This window comes from Roseibium sp. MMSF_3412 (assembly GCF_030733265.1).
Taxonomy (GTDB): Bacteria; Pseudomonadota; Alphaproteobacteria; order Rhizobiales; family Stappiaceae; genus Roseibium.
In genome coordinates this window covers 96,704-114,951 of the sequence record NZ_JASHJI010000006.1, presented here as the reverse complement: position 1 = coordinate 114,951, position 18,248 = coordinate 96,704, and the positions used below count along the sequence as shown (strand labels likewise).

General features: G+C 58.9%; 14 protein-coding genes. 11 read left to right on the top strand and 3 right to left on the bottom strand.

What is annotated here, in order from left to right; translation table 11 throughout:
• Positions 1–32: 32 nt before the first annotated feature.
• On the bottom strand, positions 33–1,019 hold the full coding sequence (locus tag RBB49_RS12880; protein ID WP_306143211.1) for a LysR family transcriptional regulator: 987 nt from the start codon (positions 1,017–1,019) through the stop codon (positions 33–35).
• Between the two features lie 173 nt (positions 1,020–1,192).
• On the opposite strand from RBB49_RS12880, the gene RBB49_RS12875 reads away from it, so the two are divergent.
• The 6 genes from RBB49_RS12875 to RBB49_RS12850 all read left to right on the top strand — a co-directional run bounded on the left by RBB49_RS12875 (position 1,193) and on the right by RBB49_RS12850 (position 7,974).
• Complete coding sequence (locus tag RBB49_RS12875) at positions 1,193–2,791, top strand: ABC transporter substrate-binding protein (RefSeq protein ID WP_306143210.1); 1,599 nt, start codon at positions 1,193–1,195, stop codon at positions 2,789–2,791.
• Between the two features lie 224 nt (positions 2,792–3,015).
• Positions 3,016–3,990 carry an ABC transporter permease gene (locus RBB49_RS12870; protein WP_306143420.1) on the top strand — a complete coding sequence of 325 codons (975 nt, stop codon included), beginning with the start codon at positions 3,016–3,018 and terminating at the stop codon, positions 3,988–3,990.
• Positions 3,990–4,919: an ABC transporter permease gene (locus RBB49_RS12865; RefSeq protein WP_306143419.1), complete on the top strand. Its 930-nt coding sequence runs from the start codon at positions 3,990–3,992 to the stop codon at positions 4,917–4,919. The genes RBB49_RS12870 and RBB49_RS12865 overlap by 1 nt, the downstream gene beginning before the upstream one ends.
• An 11-nt stretch (positions 4,920–4,930) precedes the next feature.
• Positions 4,931–5,836: an ABC transporter ATP-binding protein gene (locus RBB49_RS12860; RefSeq protein WP_306143418.1), complete on the top strand. Its 906-nt coding sequence runs from the start codon at positions 4,931–4,933 to the stop codon at positions 5,834–5,836.
• Complete coding sequence (locus RBB49_RS12855; protein ID WP_306143209.1) at positions 5,833–6,609, top strand: ABC transporter ATP-binding protein; 777 nt, start codon at positions 5,833–5,835, stop codon at positions 6,607–6,609. The genes RBB49_RS12860 and RBB49_RS12855 overlap by 4 nt, the downstream gene beginning before the upstream one ends.
• 123 nt (positions 6,610–6,732) lie before the next feature.
• A complete protein-coding gene (locus tag RBB49_RS12850) occupies positions 6,733–7,974 on the top strand; it encodes a bifunctional alpha/beta hydrolase/OsmC family protein (RefSeq protein ID WP_306143207.1) in 1,242 nt (413 codons plus the stop codon).
• 30 nt (positions 7,975–8,004) lie between these two features.
• Here the strand turns inward: RBB49_RS12850 and RBB49_RS12845 are convergent, their stop codons facing one another.
• Positions 8,005–9,084, bottom strand: a complete 1,080-nt coding sequence (locus tag RBB49_RS12845; RefSeq protein ID WP_306143206.1) for a DUF2336 domain-containing protein — start codon at positions 9,082–9,084, stop codon at positions 8,005–8,007.
• 255 nt (positions 9,085–9,339) lie between these two features.
• Entirely contained in the window at positions 9,340–10,338 is a 999-nt protein-coding gene (locus RBB49_RS12840; protein WP_306143205.1) for a DUF2336 domain-containing protein, read from the bottom strand.
• A 129-nt stretch (positions 10,339–10,467) separates the two neighbouring features.
• On the opposite strand from RBB49_RS12840, the gene RBB49_RS12835 reads away from it, so the two are divergent.
• From RBB49_RS12835 to RBB49_RS12815, 5 genes are all read left to right on the top strand, one after another.
• Complete coding sequence (locus tag RBB49_RS12835) at positions 10,468–11,139, top strand: glutathione S-transferase (RefSeq protein WP_306143204.1); 672 nt, start codon at positions 10,468–10,470, stop codon at positions 11,137–11,139.
• A gap of 264 nt (positions 11,140–11,403) precedes the next feature.
• Positions 11,404–12,918 carry a Do family serine endopeptidase gene (locus RBB49_RS12830; RefSeq protein WP_306143203.1) on the top strand — a complete coding sequence of 505 codons (1,515 nt, stop codon included), beginning with the start codon at positions 11,404–11,406 and terminating at the stop codon, positions 12,916–12,918.
• A gap of 189 nt (positions 12,919–13,107) precedes the next feature.
• Positions 13,108–13,794, top strand: a complete 687-nt coding sequence (locus RBB49_RS12825) for a response regulator transcription factor (RefSeq protein WP_306143202.1) — start codon at positions 13,108–13,110, stop codon at positions 13,792–13,794.
• Positions 13,778–15,235, top strand: coding sequence for a HAMP domain-containing sensor histidine kinase (locus tag RBB49_RS12820; protein ID WP_306143201.1), 1,458 nt, complete (start codon positions 13,778–13,780; stop codon positions 15,233–15,235). The genes RBB49_RS12825 and RBB49_RS12820 overlap by 17 nt, the downstream gene beginning before the upstream one ends.
• Positions 15,189–18,182, top strand: coding sequence for a bifunctional [glutamine synthetase] adenylyltransferase/[glutamine synthetase]-adenylyl-L-tyrosine phosphorylase (locus RBB49_RS12815; protein WP_306143200.1), 2,994 nt, complete (start codon positions 15,189–15,191; stop codon positions 18,180–18,182). Before RBB49_RS12820 ends, RBB49_RS12815 begins: the two co-directional genes overlap by 47 nt.
• Positions 18,183–18,248 lie beyond the last annotated feature (66 nt).

Here is an 18,248-nt window from a genome sequence, read left to right as displayed (position 1 = left end):
GGTCTCAGATGGCGTCAGGTTTCAGGCAGCGTTCAGCTCTGACTGAGGCGAAACCGTTCAAGGTGACTTGTGCACGGATCGGTCTTGAGATGGGTCCAGATCGTTTCGACAAGTGCAGAGGTCGTTTCCCGGTTCCTGTAGACCCAGATGTCCAGGTTCGTATCGTACTTGCCATTGCCCGCCAGCGCGAATTGACCTGTTTTGACGCCTTCATAAGCGCTGCAGGCCGGAAGCCAGATCATTTTCTGATCCATCAGGGCGAGCCGTTTCATGAATTCGCAGGTTCCGCTTTGCGACGTGCAGACGAATTGCGGGTCCTGGGCGGTCATGGTCGAAAAGAGCAGATCCTCGACCTTCGAAAAATACCCGGTCTGACCGTAGCCGATATATTCCAGGCCGCTTCTGGGCGGGTTGTCGACATCGAAGGCCGGCTGGCCTTCTGCATCAAGGGCAGTACAAAGATGCATAGTGTCGTCGCCCAGTTTGATGGATTCAAAGGCCTGATGCTCAAAAAATGCAGGCACCTCTGGCTTAGAATAAAGCACCACCAGATCCATCTTCCGGTCGCCGAGCAGTTCGATCATTTCGTAAAAGTCATACGTGTCGAGGGAAACCGAAAAAGCACCGCAGGCGTCCTTGATCTGCTGCAGCCATTCCGGAACGAAACTGAGGGCGAGGGAGGTTGACGCCGCCAGACGGATATCAGGTGTTGTCCCGGAATTGCGCCGTTGAAACTCGACCCGGTTGAGTTCCAGTTCCCTGAGTACATTTTGCGCTGTCGCGTGAAAGATCTGCCCCTCGGCAGTCAGTGTGACCGGGTAGCTGCTCCTGTCGAACAATTCGGTTCCAAGCCAGGTCTCGAGCGCCTTGATCCTGCGGCTGAAGGCCGATTGGGTGATGTGTCTCTCGTCTGCGGCCTGGGAGAAATTTCCACGATTGCTCAGGACCAGAAAATCAGCCAGCCAGTTGGTGTCCACCGCATCATACCTCTTGGGAACTGCCGAATAAGTGAGCAGCATGAAAAACTATGCAAAATTTGCATAACAAGACTCTTGGTTGAATTCAACCAGCCGGTTTAAGCTTCTGGTTCAGGTGTGGGAACCGCGCTCGACCCAAGAAGCGTAACCGCACACGATCCCGCCGGGATCTTCCGGCTCCATCCCATTCGTTTTGTTCCAGAGGGGGAATGATCGTGAACATCACAACGCCATTGAAAAGTCTTTCACTCGCAGCATTGCTTGCGACATCGGTCGCCTTTCCGGTGATTGCCGCAACACCGGCCGACACTTTCGTGATTGCACGAAACACCGCTGACGCCATCACGCTTGATCCTGCCGAGTGCTTTGAATTCACCGGAAGCCGGATCGTCGCCAACATCTATGAGCGCCTGTTCCTGTTCGAGCCGGACGACCTGACCAAGCTTGTCGGCGGCATTGCGGAATCCTACGAGTTTTCCGACGACGGCAAGAAAATCACCGTCAAGCTGCGCCCCGGACTGACATTCCATTCCGGAAATCCTGTGACCGCCGCCGATGTGGCCTATTCGCTAAGCCGCGCGGTCAAGCTGGACAAGACACCGGCCTTCATTATCAAGCAGATCGGCTGGACGGCCGACAACGTTGATGAAGCCGTGGTGGCCGTTGACGACAGCACGGTCGAGATCAATATCCTTGCCGATCTTTCGCCTGCGCTTGTTTTGAACCTCTTGTCTTCCAGCGTTGCCTCCATCGTCGACATGAAGGAAGTGCAGAGCCACGAAGTCGATGGCGACATGGGTTATGCCTGGCTGAAAGACAATTCTGCAGGCTCCGGCCCTTACAAGCTGAAAACCTGGAAGGCCAACGAGGTCGTCATGCTGGAAGCCTTTGACGATTATCGCCAGGGCAAACCGGCCATGAACCGCGTCGTGATCCGCCATGTCGCGGAACCGTCCGCGCAGCGTCTGCTTCTTGAAAAGGGCGATGTCGACGCGGCGATGGAACTGACCGCTGACCAGTTGAAGGGCCTGTCCGGAAATGCGGACGTTTCGGCGGAAAGCTATCCCAAGGGATATCTGATGTATCTGGCGAGCAACATGGATCATCCGGTCCTGTCCAAGCCGGAGGTCCGCGAGGCGCTGAAATACATGGTTGACTATGACGGCATGGTCGGCTCGTTCCTCGATGGTCAGTACAAGATCCACCAGAACTTCTGGCCGTCCGGCATGTGGGCCGCCGCAACGGATACGCCTTACAGCTACAACATGGACAAGGCCAAGGCGCTGATTGCCGATGCCGGCCTCGATGGCGATACCAAGATCACCATTGACACGCTCAACAAGTCGCCCTTCACCGAAGTGGCCCAGAGCGTGCAGGCCAGCCTGAAGGAGTTGGGCATCGATTCCGAAATCATCCTGTCGGACGGTGCAACGCTCTGGCCGAAATACCGTGCGCGCAAGCATGAGCTGATTGTCGCACGCTGGGGTCCGGACTATTCCGATCCGCATTCCAACGCCGACGCGTTCGCCCACAATCCGAACAATGACTTCGAAGCCAAGCTGACCGGCAAACTCACCTGGCGCAACGCCTGGCCGGCAGACGGTCTGACGGAACTGACCGATCAGGCGGCTGCGGAATCCGACCCGGAAGTGCGTGAGGAAATCTATGCCAAGCTGCAGAAGATGGTTCAGGAGGACTCTCCCTTCACGATCATGTTCCAGGCAATCGGCACCTATGGAAAACGGGCCAATGTCGACGGCTTCGTCAACGGCGTGACATCGGACCAGGCCTTCTACAAGACCGTTACAAAATAAGCTGTATTGGCCAGCTGCGCAGGTCACCGGACCCGCGCAGCCAGCTTTATTCGGGATGAACCGCGCTTCCGCATCTATCCGATGAGGAAGCGCGGCTTCGTGTGGACAAGCAGGAACAACCGGGGGTTTCGTTCTCAATGAGCGACAGTTCCGCAATGCAGCGCTCCACGGTGGACTTCAAGCCGTATCTGGGCGTGGCAAAAAAGATTGGTGGCGGCATCTTCATGCTGCTCCTGACCTTCATAGGTCTGACCGCAATCACCTTCATCATCGGCCGCATCATGCCCAACGATCCCGTTGTCGCCATCGTCGGCGACCGGGCTTCGAAAGAGGTTTATGATGCGATGTATCTGCAGCTCGGCCTCGACAAGCCGATATGGCAGCAATACCTGATCTTTCTGGGCGACATCCTGCGTGGCGATTTCGGAAGTTCGGTGATGACCGGGCAGCCGGTGATCGAGGACATCAAGCGTTTCTTCCCCGCAACGCTGGAACTGGCGACCATCGCGACAGTCGTTGGGGTGATCATAGGCGTTCCGGCCGGTGTCCTGGCGGCTGTTCGCCAGGGAACCCTGATCGATCACTTCGTCCGCGTTGTCGGGCTTTTGGGACATTCCATCCCGATTTTCTGGCTCGGCATGGTCGCTCTGCTGATCTTCTACGCTAAGCTGGACTGGGTCGCCGGACCGGGGCGGATTGATTTTTTCTATGACGGGATCGTTGATCCGGTCACGGGCGTCATCATGATCGACGCCGCGATTGCCGGAGAGTGGGATGTCTTTCACAACGCCCTGTCGCATGTGATCCTGCCGGCCTCCATGCTTGCCATTTATTCACTCGCCTATATCGCCCGCATGACGCGCTCCTTCATGCTGGATCAGCTCAATCAGGAATATGTCCTGACTGCCCGGGTCAAGGGCCTGCGCGAGGGGACCGTCATCTGGTATCACGCGTTCCGGAACGTTCTCGTGCAGCTGATCACGATCATCGGCCTCACCTATGCCAGTCTTCTGGAAGGGTCGGTGCTGACGGAAACCGTCTTTGCATGGCCCGGTATCGGCCAATACATCACCAACTCCCTGTTCAACGCCGACATGAACGCCGTGATCGGCGGCACGCTGGTCGTCGGGATCTCGTTTGTCTTCATCAACATGCTGTCCGATATGCTCTACCGGATCGTCGACCCGAGGGCGAAATGATGTCCGAAACCGCGCTTGAACAGAAATCCGGCTCGACATCCTGGCTCCTGGCGGATTCGCCGAAAAACGCATTCCAGGCAAAGTGCCAGCGCGTCTATATCGGCTGGATGGCATTCCGCTCCAATCCGATCGCGATGCTTGGGCTGGCAATCGTGCTGTTCCTTTGCCTTGTGGCGCTGTTCGCTCCGCTGATTGCGGGCGGGGACGGCACGACACAGGATCTCGCCAACCGTCTGGCCCCACCTAGCGCCGAACATTGGTTTGGAACGGACGAACTCGGCAGGGACATCTTTGCGCGCATCGTCTGGGGCTCGCGGGTCACGCTTTACATCATTTTCCTCGTGTCCATCATCGTGATGCCTATCGGGCTCATCATCGGAACCACGGCAGGGCTTCTGGGTGGTGTTGTCGATGCCACGCTGATGCGTATCACCGACATTTTCCTCGCGTTTCCGCGCCTGATCCTTGCCCTGGCATTCGTTGCCGTGCTCGGACCGGGCCTGGAAAATGCCGTTCTCGCCATCGCCCTGACGACCTGGTCGCCGTATGCGCGGCTTGCCCGGGCCGAAACGCTGACCCTGCGCAACAGCGAATACATCATGGCCGCGCAAATCATGGGGGCCTCCCGGATCAGGGTTCTGTTTGCGCATATCATGCCCATGTGCTTGTCATCGACGATTGTCCGGCTGACCCTCGACATGGCCGGTATTATCCTGACGGCGGCAGGGCTCGGCTTCCTCGGCCTAGGCGCGCAGCCGCCGCTTGCCGAATGGGGCGCCATGATTGCATCCGGCCGGGACTACCTTCTTGATCAGTGGTGGGTTCCGACAATCCCCGGTATTGCTATTCTTGTCGTCTCGCTTGGCTTCAACCTGCTCGGCGATGGCCTTCGCGACGTGCTCGACCCGCGCAGTTCGGGAGGGCACTGACGGTGAACGAGATGAAAATGACCGGTTTCCAGCCAGACGATCCCAACGAAGACCCTCTGATCTCCGTGCGCGATCTGCATGTCCGGTTTTCGACGCCCAAGGGTCCTGTCCATGCGGTCCGCGGCGTGAGCTTTGATCTCCGACGCGAGCGGCTCGGGATTGTCGGTGAATCCGGATCCGGCAAGTCCCAGACCGGCCGCGCCCTCTTGCGCCTGACCGCCGGCAACGGAACCATTGATGCAAGCCGCATGATGTTCGATGGCATGGATCTGATGAAGGCCGGCGCGAAAACCATGCGCAGCATCCGCGGTTCGCAGATTTCCATGATCATGCAGGACCCGAAATATTCACTGAACCCGGTTCTGACAGTCGGCACCCAGATCGCCGAATCGTGCCGTCGTCATGAAAACGTCTCCCGCCCGGAGGCCAGGAAAAGGGCACTTGCAATGCTCGAGACGGTTCGCATCCGCGAACCTGAGAAAGTCTATTCGCTCTACCCGCACCAGGTGTCCGGCGGCATGGGCCAGCGCATCATGATAGCGATGATGCTGATCACCAATCCGAAGGTGATGATCGCCGATGAACCGACATCCGCGCTTGACGTGACCGTGCAGATGCAGGTGCTGTCGCTTCTCGACGACATGGTGCGCGAGCGTGGCATGGGACTGGTACTGATCAGCCACGATCTCAATCTTGTCTCCAGCTTCTGTGATCGCGTGCTGGTCATGTATGGCGGGCGTATCATGGAAACACTCGATGCCAAACATCTGGATCGCGCGCAGCACCCCTATACCAAGGGCCTTTTGAACTGCCTGCCGCGGCTTGATGGCAAACACGATGATCTGCCTGTTCTCAAGCGCGACCCCGCGTGGCTCAACGAGACACAGGACCTCGCAGGGGAGGCGGGCAGGCGATGATTGACATTGAGAACCTGGGCATCGTGTTCGGCTCGGGAAAGTCCCAGATCGCAGCCGTCAAGAACGTCAATCTGCAGGTTGCCGAAGGCGAGAGTTATGGCATCGTCGGCGAATCGGGTTCCGGAAAATCTACCGTTTTGCGCGCGATGGTCGGGATCTATTCCCACTGGACCGGCACGATCCGGATCGCTGGTGAACCGCTCAAGGCCAAAAGGTCCGTGTCTTCCCGCAAGCATATGCAGATGGTGTTTCAGGATCCGTACGGATCGCTTCATCCGCGCAGAACCGTCGACGATACGCTCAGCGAACCGTTGATCATCCATGGGCTCAAGAACCGCGAAGACCGTGTCCTGAAAATTCTGAAGGAAGTGGGGCTTGGACCGGAATTCCGGTTTCGGTATCCGCATCAGCTCTCCGGCGGCCAGCGTCAGCGTGTGGCCATCGCCCGCGCATTGATCCTCGAACCGAGAGTGATCCTCCTTGATGAACCGACCAGTGCGCTTGATGTGTCGGTGCAGGCCGAAATTCTCAATCTGTTGTCGGCGCTGCGCAAGACACACGGGCTCACCTACATCATGGTGAGCCACGATCTTGCCGTTGTTGGACACCTTTGCAGCCGGATCGCCGTCATGAATCGCGGCGAGGTCGTCGAGGAAATGAGCGAAGAGCAAATGCGCTCCGGAGATGTCCAACACGACTACACGCGCCAGCTCTGGACGGCGTCACAGGGGTACGACCGGGCCGCGCTTGAAACGTTCAAGGAATTCGCCTGAGGCGCTGGGTGTCCTCCCGTGGAATGCGGCGGGAGGTCTTCACAGGGGCCACACCAAGCCGTGACTTGCATGGCAAGGGTTCATGCTTACCTCAGGCGCGATGAAACGCTGGAGGGTTGAACAATGGCAAACAGACCGTTGCGACTGGAATTCGATGGCGCCCATGGCGCAAAACTTGCGGCACGACTTGACCTCCCGGCTGGGAAGATCCGGGCTTTCGCGCTGTTTGCCCATTGCTTCACCTGTTCAAAAGACATACCGGCCGCCCGCCATATCGCCGGTGCGCTCAGCGCCGAGGGCATTGCGGTTCTGCGGTTTGATTTCACGGGTCTGGGCGGCAGCGGCGGTGATTTCTCCTCGACGGGGTTCTCGTCCAATGTCGACGACCTCAAGCTGGCAGCCGACTTCCTGCGAACCAATTACGAGGCACCTCAGCTTCTGATCGGCCATTCTCTGGGGGGCGCGGCGGTCTTGGCGGTTGCAGCGGACATTCCGGAAGTGCGGGCGGTCGTGACCATCGGCGCACCCTCGGATGCAGATCATGTCATTCACAATTTCAAGGGCTCGGTGGAGGAGATCCGCGAAAAGGGGTCCGGGAGTGTTGACCTCGCGGGACGCTCATTCACGATCCGCAGGGAATTCCTGGAGGACCTTGAGGCGCAGACCGTAAAGGAAAGAACCGCAGGGTTGGGCAAGGCGCTTCTGGTCATGCATGCGCCGCTCGACGACACGGTCGGCATCCAGAACGCCACGGACATTTTTGTGGCTGCGAAACATCCGAAGAGTTTTGTGTCGCTCGACAAGGCGGATCATCTGTTGACGCGCAGCGAAGACGCTGCCTATGCGGCACGAGTGATTGCCGGCTGGGCCAGCGGATATCTGGACAGGGAAGAGCGGTCGCAACCCGCGGAGGCGGCGAAGGAAGGTGTTGACGTCGTGGAGACCGGCCAGGGCAAGTTCCAGGCAATGGTTGCTTCCGGCCAGCATCGGATGATCGCGGACGAGCCCGTCAGCTATGGCGGTTTTGATAGCGGGCCGTCGCCTTATGACTTTCTGTCGGCCGCGCTCGGGGCCTGCACCGTCATGACGCTGCGTATGTATGCGGACCGCAAGGGACTGAAAGTTGACCGGATCGGTACGCAGGTTCTGCACAACAAGGTGCACGCGGCCGATTGCGAAGATTGTTCAGAAGAAATCAAGGAAAAGGGCGGCAAGATCGACCGTTTCGAGCGGCTGATTACCCTGGAAGGCGAGCTGGACGACGCGACCCGGCAGCGCATGCTCGAGATTGCCGACAAGTGCCCCGTTCACCGCACGCTCGAGCACGGTGCCGCCGTTGTCACGCGGGAAGCCGCATCAGGATGAGAACTGGACAAGCAAGTGCAGGCGGCCGGGTCAGGCTGCCTGTTCTTCCAGTGTGCTCAGTCGAACCTTCATGAATGACAGCAGACGCCTTGCATCCTTGTCCGTCAGTTCCTGGTAGTCGTTGATCCAGTTCTGAACGGTGGTCTGCGGCTGCTTGTTGTTCGATGCGCGCGCACGGCAAAGAGCGACATAGCCGTTCTTGTCGACGCCGAGCGCCTTGCACAGAACGGCAACGCCGGTCGCATCGTAGCGAACCATGACGTTGGTGACGTATTTCTGGTCCAGCCCCGCCAGTTCGGCAAGCAGGAAGCAGATGTCGAAAAGATTGTTCGACAGCGCCATCTGCGTCAGCGCCTGTCCGAGCGCTCCACGGCCTTCGCGAATATCCTTCAGAGCGACCTTTGCATCGATCCGGGTCTTCTTGCGCTCCAGCTTGGTGCTGGCGACAACCTTGCTGGCCTCGTGGAAGAGCGAGCGCACAAGCTCTTCGTTCTCTTCGCGCATCTTCCTGATCTTGCTCTGCTGTTGCGACGGCATCTGCGAGATAAGCTTCTCGTAGTCGTCTTCCGAGACATCGGAGCGCTCGATCATCGCGTCGCGGATCTTTTCGTCCCGCTCGGCCAGCTTCACAAGCAGGCGCCCGCCCCAGTCGGAGAGTTCCGCACCCGAGTTCGCCGCCACCGACTGTTTGACCGGGCTTTCACCGCGCTCAAGCAGCACGTCGGTAACCTTGGCTTCCAGGTGGTCGCGTTTGGAAATGGCGAGCAGGTGCCCCTGTCCCATCGTTTTCGCGAGCCGGAGGATATCTTCGGACTTCAGCGCCTTGGAGGTCGTCAGCATCGGCCGCGCAATCTCGATCTCGTCGCTGGCCAATTCATAGGCGACCGCGTGGGATGTTGAATCGATCGGGGCCAGCCGTTCGGAAACGGTCTGCTTCTGTTCAGCTTCCATAGACGGCAGCATGCGTTCCAGCACGGCGTTGAAAAGCGAGATTTCCTCGGTCTGATAACTGTTTGCACCCGTGACAAACAGGTCAGTGACATGTTCAACCAGCTTGTGGCGTTTTTCAGGAGAACTGTCCTGCGCTTGGTTGAGAAGATCATTGAGCATGTCGGATCCATCCATTCGTTTGGATCGGAGAATACCCCAGAGACAGTTTACAAGTGTCTAAAGAGTAGAAGGAAATTTACGCAAGTCTTCGGTGTTGCTCGGCAGAAATACCAATGAAATTCCGAGCGGGTGTGGCGGCCCTCTTTTTCCGGGCTGCGTCAGGTCCGGATGGACCAGCCCGGCAGACACGCAACTGCGTTGACGGCGATGCCAATCACTACCGTGTCAGAACCTGTTTGAATTGATGAGCGTGTGTCAGGCAGCCTGGTGCGTTGCCTGGCTTTCCAGCTTGGCTTTCATGACCGCGAGCAGGCGGCGGGCATCGGTTTCATCGAGCATGTGATAATTGGTCAGCCACTTGCTGCCCGTGCTTTCTGGAAATTTCAGATGCTTGCAGCGCTCCTTGCAGATCGCCTGGAACTCACGTGCGCCGATACCGCAGGCCCGGCAAACGCTCGCGATCCCCGTCGCGTCGAAGCGGACCATGAGGTTGTGGACGTATTTCATCTCAAGGTTCGAAAACACCGAAAGCAGACCGACAATGTCCAGGAGATTGTGTTCAATGCACAGTTGGTAGACGGCCTTGTTCAGGTCGGTCTTGCCGAGCCTGATGCCGGCGAGCCAGGCCTTCGGACTGATCTTCGACGGCTTTTTCTCCAGTTTCTGACCCGAGGCGATTTCGCCGTCTTCCCGGAACAGGTCCTCGATGAGTTCTTCGTTGGACTTGCGCAGGTGACGCATCCGGTCGCCCAGCTGTTTCGGGATCTCCTTGACCAGATCCTCAAAGACCGGCATCTCAAGCTCGGCACCGAGGTTGGAGGCGATGGCCTGCTTGACCTCCTTGCCGCCGCGCTTGATCAGCTGCTGGGTGACTTTCTTGCTGATGTGGTCCCGCTTGGCCATGGCGAGCAGGTGACCCTGATCCTTGACCTCGGCGATTTCCAGCAGCATGTCGTCCGTGATCGACGCCGACCGTTCCAGCATGGCGTGTGCGATCTGAAGTTCGTCCTTGGCGATCGCCCCGGCAAGCGTCGCGGATGTGGTTTTCACATCCGCTAGTGTCTCGGACATTTTCTGGCGGACTTCGGGCGCAAGGGAATCGTAGACCCCCTCCAGCATGTTGTTGAGGAGGTCGGTTTCCTTGGTCCTGTTGTCTTCAGATCGCGACGAAAGCAGACCGGTTACGTGCTCTGCGAGCGCGTTTTTCTTCTCCGAAGAACTGTCCTTGGCCAGTTGAAGCAGCGAGTCAGTCATGTTGTTACCCTATGAAGAAGAGTATCATCACATTTTCTTTACATCTCGTGAAAAACGGCGTTCGAGTTGGATGAAATGCAATCCCTGGGTGCAGTTGACCTTGAGCCCGGCTTGCGGCATTGCAAGGCCATGAGTGATCTTCCGGTTCTTTATTCCTTCCGGCGCTGCCCATACGCCATTCGCGCCAGGTTGGCGATTGCCTCCAGTGGACGGCCGGTCGAACTGCGTGAAATCGTGCTGCGTGACAAGGCGCCTGAATTTCTTCAAGTCTCGCCGTCCGCGACGGTTCCCTGTCTCGACACGGGCGATGACGTCATTGATGAGAGCTGGGACATCATGCTGTGGGCGCTGGAGGACTCCGACCCGGAAAACTGGCTTGAGCCTGAAACGGGATCGATGGACGAAATGCAGGCGCTTGTCTTGCAATGTGACGGCCCCTTCAAATCGCATCTTGATCGCTACAAGTATGATGTGCGCTACGAAGACGCGAACCGGGAAGACGAACGCGCGCAGGCCGCAGGGTTTCTTGCCGGCCTCGATGAGCGCCTCAAACAAGGGCGGTGGCTTTTTGGCAGCACCGCTTCGCTGGCAGACTATGCGATCTTGCCGTTTGTGCGGCAATTCGCGAACGCTGACCGCACCTGGTTCGATGCCCAGGACTGGAAGCCGCTACGGACATGGCTGGAAGCTTTCGAATCGTCGCACGCCTTTCAGACAGTCATGCCCAAATGGACAAAATGGGTTTCAGGCAATGCGCCGGTCAGGTTTCCAGCCGAACAGACGTCCTTGACACGGGCCTGATGGCGCGCCTTGGCAGCGCTGCATGGCCGGGCGTTCAAGAAAAATTTTCAAGAAAACAAGAGCTTGTCTCGGAGCATTGAATCTCTTTCTCGATGCGAAGAGAACGTTACGAATTTGTAATTCCCCCGACAGGCAACGGTAAGGCAGGACTACCTACTTTCTTCCTTGAGCCAAGAACGCAGGTCCCCATGCGCTCTGATTTGGCCTCCAACAGTTATCTCGACAGAGGAAGAAAATATGCAAAATCGTGGGTCAGTTTCTCTCTTGCGTTCGCGTCGTGCCAAATTGCTGGCAGGTGTCGTCGCTCTGGGCGCTGCCGGTGCGTTGACCGCGCAGACGCTTGTACCGAGCCAGCTGGCTCAGGCAGAACCCGTCCGGGTTGATGCTGCAGCACCAGTAGACTTTTCGGATGTTGTGCGCACGGTCAGCCCGGCTGTCGTGAGTGTTCGCGTCAAGCAGGCCGCAGAGCCGCGCATGATGAATTTCAATGGCGGCAACGGTGGCAATGGCTTCGAGGAATTCTTCAAGGGCATGCCCGACGGTCATCCGTTCGAGCGTTTCTTCCGCGACTTCGGCGGCCGTGGCGGTGACGAAGGCCGCAACGAGCGCCGTTCGCCGCGCCAGTACGGCATGTCGCAGGGCTCCGGCTTCTTCATCTCAAAGGACGGTTTTGTCGTCACCAACCACCACGTGATTGATCGTGGCACCGAGTTTACGGTGATCGACAAGAACGGCGACGAATACAACGCGACCCTCATCGGCTCCGACAAACGCACGGACCTGGCTCTTCTCAAGGTCGAGAGCGGTGACGAGTTCACCTATGTCGATTTCGCCGACGAAGCACCGCAGGTCGGTGAATGGACGGTTGCAATCGGCAACCCGTTCGGACTTGGCGGATCGGTGACCGCAGGGATTGTGTCTGCGCGCGGACGTGACATCGGTGCAGGTCCTTACGACGACTTTATTCAGATCGATGCTCCCGTGAACAGGGGCAACTCTGGTGGCCCGGCGTTCAACATGAACGGCGAGGTAATCGGTGTGAATGCGGCGATCTTCTCGCCGTCCGGTGGCAATGTCGGCATTGCTTTCGCAATCCCGGCTTCGACCGCGCAGGATGTCATCATGGAGCTCAAGAACGACGGAACCGTTGTTCGTGGCTGGCTCGGCGTTCAGATCCAGAACGTGACTGATGACATCGCGGAGAGCCTTGGCCTCACGGAGGCCCGCGGCGCCATCGTCGCGGAAGCGCAGGACAACAGCCCGGCTCAGAAGGCTGGCCTGCGCTCAGGCGACACCATTCTCGCCGTGGACGGCACAAAGGTGGACGGTCCGCGCGACCTGTCCAAGATCGTAGCGGCCTATGAGCCGGACACCGAGGTCAAGGTCACGATCTGGCGGGACGACAAGGAGCAGGACATCACCGTGACCCTTGGACGTCTTCAGGACCAGGAAAAGGTCGCTGAAGCCGCCGAGCCCCAGGCCGAAGAAACGACGACCAGCCTGGATGATCTCGGATTGACCGTTCAGACCAAGGCGGAAGCCGGTCTGGAAGGCGAGGGTGTTGTCATTGCGGAAATCGATCCGGACGGACCGGCCGCTGACAAGCGTCTTTCCAAAGGCGATGTGATCCTCGAAGTCGCCGGCATGAAGGTCAACTCGGCCAACGACGTTCTGAAAGCGCTCGACAAGGCGGAAAACGACGGCCGCAAGGCAGTTCTCTTCCGGATCGAGACAAACGACACAACCCGGTTCGTGGCCCTGCCCATGAACCTGGCCTGATCAGGAACCGGTTCGTCTTGGAACCGGAACCTGACTGGCGGGACCGGCTTGCCCTCTGCCCCCAACCCCGACGGGCCGGTCTTCGCCATGGGTTTCGCCCGTAAACCCAGCCGGACTGGCGGCGGCGCCTCACATCCATTGCCGCCGCCAGCCATTCCATTTCGAGCTAACTCAAGGTAAAAGGGTTTCATGTTGCGGATTCTTGTTATCGAAGATGATCCTGAGGCGGCGAGCTACCTCGTCAAGGGATTGAGCGAACTCGGACACACGGCCGATCATGCTGCAGACGGACAGAGCGGCCTGGATATGGCCCTGCACAGCAGCTACGACATCCTCATTGTCGACCGCATGTTGCCCAAGCTCGACGGACTATCGATAATTCAGGAACTGCGCCAGGAAGACAATCACACCCCGGTGCTCATCCTTTCAGCGCTCGGTCAGGTCGACGACCGGGTCAAGGGCCTCAAGGCCGGTGGCGATGATTACCTGCCCAAGCCCTACGCCTTTACAGAGCTGCAGGCACGTGTTGAAGCGCTCGCACGCAGACCCAAATCTTCAAGCCAGGTCGAAACCACCTATACCGTGGGTGATCTGACGCTGGACCGCATGGCACATTCCTGCCGGCGCGGTGAAATGGAAATCCCGCTGCAGCCGCGCGAGTTCCGTCTTCTGGAATACCTCATGCAGCATGCCGGTCAGGTCGTGACGCGGACGATGCTTCTGGAAAATGTCTGGGAGTACCACTTCGACCCGCAGACGAACGTGATCGATGTGCACATATCGCGTCTCCGCGGAAAGATCGACAAGGGTTTTGAAACACCGCTTCTTCATACGATCCGCGGAGCCGGGTACACCATCCGTGACGCGGCTCACTAGATTTGTCCGCACGACAGCGTTCAAGCTGTCCTTGCTCTATATCGCTGTTTTCACGGTCATGTCCGGCGTGCTCGTCGTCTATGTTTCGGAGAGCACCGACAATCTGATGTCGGAACAGGTCGTTCAGGCCGTGGATTCGGAACTGAAGGGCCTTTCGGATGTTTACGTGCGCGGCGGTATCCGCGACCTCGTCGAGACCATAGACGACCGCACACAGCACCCCGACGCCAGCCTTTATCTGCTGGTCGATTTTGCCGGCAACGCTCTTGTCGGCAACATTGCGCGCCTTCCGACGGTGGTCCTGGAAGAGGCGGATGGCGGGTTGCGGCGCGTTCGCTACACGCTTCTGGGGCAGGGCACCGAAGATGTCGAGCGCCAGGCAATGGTGCGCACGTTCGAACTGCGTGGCGGGTTCCGTCTGCTGGTTGGACGGGACCTTGGGGATCAACTGCGATTTTCCAACCTGCTCGCAAATGCGCTGCGCCTGTGGCTGGTCGTGGTGGTGGTCATGGCCGCGATCACGTGGCTTTTCGTCAGCCGGCGCGTGATGAAGCGGATCGACGACATCTCCGCCTCCAGCCGGATGATCATGGATGGTGATCTCACCGAGCGCCTGTCGCTTGCGGGAACGAACGATGAATTCGACAGGCTGGCCGTCAATCTTAACGACATGCTGGACCGCATCGAATTGCTCATGCAATCGATGAAGGATGTCACCGACAACATTGCCCATGACCTGAAAACGCCGCTGACCCGGCTCCAGACGCGCGTGGAAACCGCGTTGCGGGACGCCAAGGGTGAAGACGGCTATCGGAGCGCGCTTGAAAGCACGCTTCACGAGACGGATCATCTGCTGCGCATCTTCAACGCGCTGCTGCGGATTGCCCGCATCGAATCGATGGCGCCCGGTTCAGTTATGGAACCAGCGGACATGAACCGGCTTGTTGCCGAAATCGCCGAGCTCTATGAGCCGCTGATCGAAGATGAAGGCGGCCGTCTGGAAACCGATGCCCCGGACAATCTGGAAGCTGTTTGCAACAGGGACCTCATAAGCCAGGTCCTGGTCAACCTGATAGAAAACGCGCTCAAGTACGGTCGTCCAGCCGATGGCGCACTTGTGCTGCGCTTGACCGGCGAGGAAAAACAAGGCCGCGTGATGCTGTCGGTATCGGACAACGGTCCCGGGATACCGGAAAAGGACCACGAGCGGGTCATGGATCGCTTCGTCAGGCTTGAAGAGAGCCGGTCTGAGCCTGGAACAGGCTTGGGATTGAGCCTGGTCAAGGCGGTTGCCCGCTTGCATGGCGGAGACTTGCGCTTCAAAAATGAAGATCCGGGACTGTGCGCCCGCATCGATTTGACGCCGGTTTCGCATGATAGTGTCAGGAGCGGGGATGGAGAAGAAAGATCCGGTCGAACCGAACAGCCAAACGGCAACTGACGTTGCGCCGGTGGCCCTGATCGATCGTATCAGGGTCTTTCCGCAGGTGCCGGACGCACAACGCGCCGCGCTCTTTGTCGACGATCTCCTCAATCACGCGGACATGGGGGAAAGGTTTCGCTCCTGTATTCAGGACAAACCGGATGCCGAACGGTTCCTCGCAGGTGTTCTGGGGAACTCTCCGTTTCTCCGTGATCTTGTTCTTTCCGATCCGGAAAGAGCGTTCGGCATGTTGCACGAAGCTCCGGAGCAACGTGTTCAACGCCTGCTGAACGAAGCCTTTGAGGCACGGGCGGAGGATGAGGCCTCGATCATGCGGCAGCTCCGGCGTCTCAAGCAGGATCTCGCCTTGACCCTCGGTCTTGCTGATATCGGTGGCGCGATCGGCCTGGATCAGGTGACGCGCGCGCTTGCCGGGTTCGCAGACGCCGCGCTCAACGCCGGGATCCGCTTTTGCCTCGATGACCTGGCTCGCCGCAACAAGCTTGCGCCACCCAACCCGGACCAGCCGGAAATCGACAGTGGGCTGATCGTGCTTGCCATGGGGAAACACGGTGCGAACGAGCTGAACTATTCATCCGACATCGATCTCATCGTGCTTTACGACCCGGACAAGGCACCCATGGCCGGCGGAGCGGAAGCACCGGTCGAGTTTGTCAGGCTGACGCGCCGTCTCGTCAAGATCATGCAGGACCGGACCGAGGACGGCTACGTGTTCCGCACGGATTTGCGTTTGCGGCCCGATCCAGGAGCCACGCCGCTCGCGATGTCCGTGCCCGCGGCACTGGTCTACTACGAGTCTCTGGGACAGAACTGGGAACGTGCGGCGCTGATCAAGGCGCGGGCCTGCGCCGGTGACATTCCGGCCGGAGAAGCGTTCCTGCACGAAATCGTGCCGTTTGTCTGGCGGAAATATCTGGATTTCGCAGCCATCGCCGATGTCCAGTCCATCAAGCGCCAGATCCACATGCACAAGGGCCATAGTGTGCTCGCGGTTGCCGGGCACAACGTCAAACTCGGGCGCGGTGGCATTCGTGAGGTTGAGTTTTTCGTTCAGACGCAGCAGCTGATCGCGGGTGGGCGCAACCCCGCGCTGCGCGGCAGGCGGACGCTCGACATGTTGAATGCCCTCAGCAATGCCGACTGGATCCGGCTGAAGACCCGCGACGAAATGCGCGATGCCTATGTGTTTCTGCGCAACGTGGAACACCGGATACAGATGCTGAACGACGAACAGACGCAACTCTTGCCCAAGGACGATGACGGCTTGAACCGGGTTGCCGCGCTCATGGGGTTTCAGACATTCAGCGCCTTCGAGACCGAATTGCTGACGCACATGCAGAAGGTCCAACTGCATTATTCGGAACTCTTTGAAGAAGAACCCGGCTTGTCGTCGGAATTGGGCAACCTTGTGTTCACCGGCGACGACAATGATCCCGATACGCTTGAGACACTTGCCCGGCTCGGCTTCAAGAAACCGGACGAGGCCGCGAATATCGTGAAAGCGTGGCATTTCGGACGGTATCCGTGCACGCGCTCGACAAAGGCGCGCGAGAGGCTTACGGAAATGCATCCGACGCTTATCGGTGCGCTGGCGGCAACAGACAATGCCGATGCCGCGCTGGTTGCCTTCGACAGCTTCCTGTCCAAACTGCCCGCCGGCGTGCAGCTCTTCTCGCTGCTCAGGTCCAATCCGCAGCTGCTGACCTTGCTGGCAACGACGATGGGGACAGCCCCGCGCATGGCGGAAACCGTCTCCAAGCGGGTTCATGTTCTGGACGCCGTGCTGGATCCGGCCTTTTTCGGCGCCATGCCGAGCGTGCAGGAATTCAGGGTGGGACTGGACCAGACCCTCACGCAGGCGCGCTTTTACGAGGAGGCACTCGACCGGGCGCGTATTTTCGCACAGGAACAGCAGTTCCTGATCGGCCTCAGGCTGCTTTCCGACACGCTTTCGGCGGATCGCGTCGGTTTCGCGCTGGCGCGTCTTGCCGAAGTGGTGGTCGACCGGACCCTCGTCCAGGTGATCCGCCATGTCGCCGAAACACATGGCGTTGTGCCCGGCGGCAACATTGCAGTCCTCGCGATGGGCAAACTCGGCGGACGGGAGATGACCGCGTCGTCAGATCTTGACCTGATCCTGCTTTACGAAGCGCCGGAAGACGCCAAGCAGTCGGACGGCAAGCGGCCCCTGGCAATCACGCAATACTATACCCGCCTCACGCAAAGGCTGGTCACGGCCCTTTCGGCACCGACCGCGGAAGGTCTCCTCTATGAAGTTGATTTCCGCCTTCGCCCGTCCGGAAACGCCGGGCCGCTGGCAACAAACCTGGAAGGCTTCATTTCCTATCAGGAAAAGAGTGCCTGGACCTGGGAACACATGGCCCTCACACGGGCGCGCGTGATCGCGTCGAGTTCTCCGGAATTCGCGCAGAAGATCGGCGACAGCATCTGCGAAACCCTGAAGAAATCCCGCGACATTTCGAAACTCGCCGATGACGTCCGGTCCATGCGCGCCCGCATCGAAAAGGAAAAGGGCACCAAGGACATCTGGGACATGAAGCAGGTTGCCGGCGGTCTCGTCGATATCGAATTTCTGGCCCAGTACCTGCAGTTGGCCAACGCACACCATACGCCCGGTGTCCTGGCGCAGGGAACCGAGGATGCGCTGGAAAGGCTCAGGGAGGCCGGTTTGCTGGAGCCCGGTGATGCAGCCCTGCTGCTGGAAGCACTCCGGATGTACCAGCGGCTCACGCAGGTACTGCGGCTTTCGCTCTCGGGCAATTTCAAGCCTGCCGAAGCACCCGGCGGCGTCCTGGATCTTCTGGTTCAGGCATCAGGAAGCCCGACCTTCTCACGCCTTGAGATGGAGCTCGCCGATCTTCAGGCAAAGGTGCGCGCCACATTCGAGAGGCTGATTGGCGCGGTCGAGGCGGTCGAAAGCTGATCCGTCTGTTCCTTTCTGCCCTGCAAGAGCGACGATGCCCGGTGTCAGGCCACTGCTGTCCGGTTT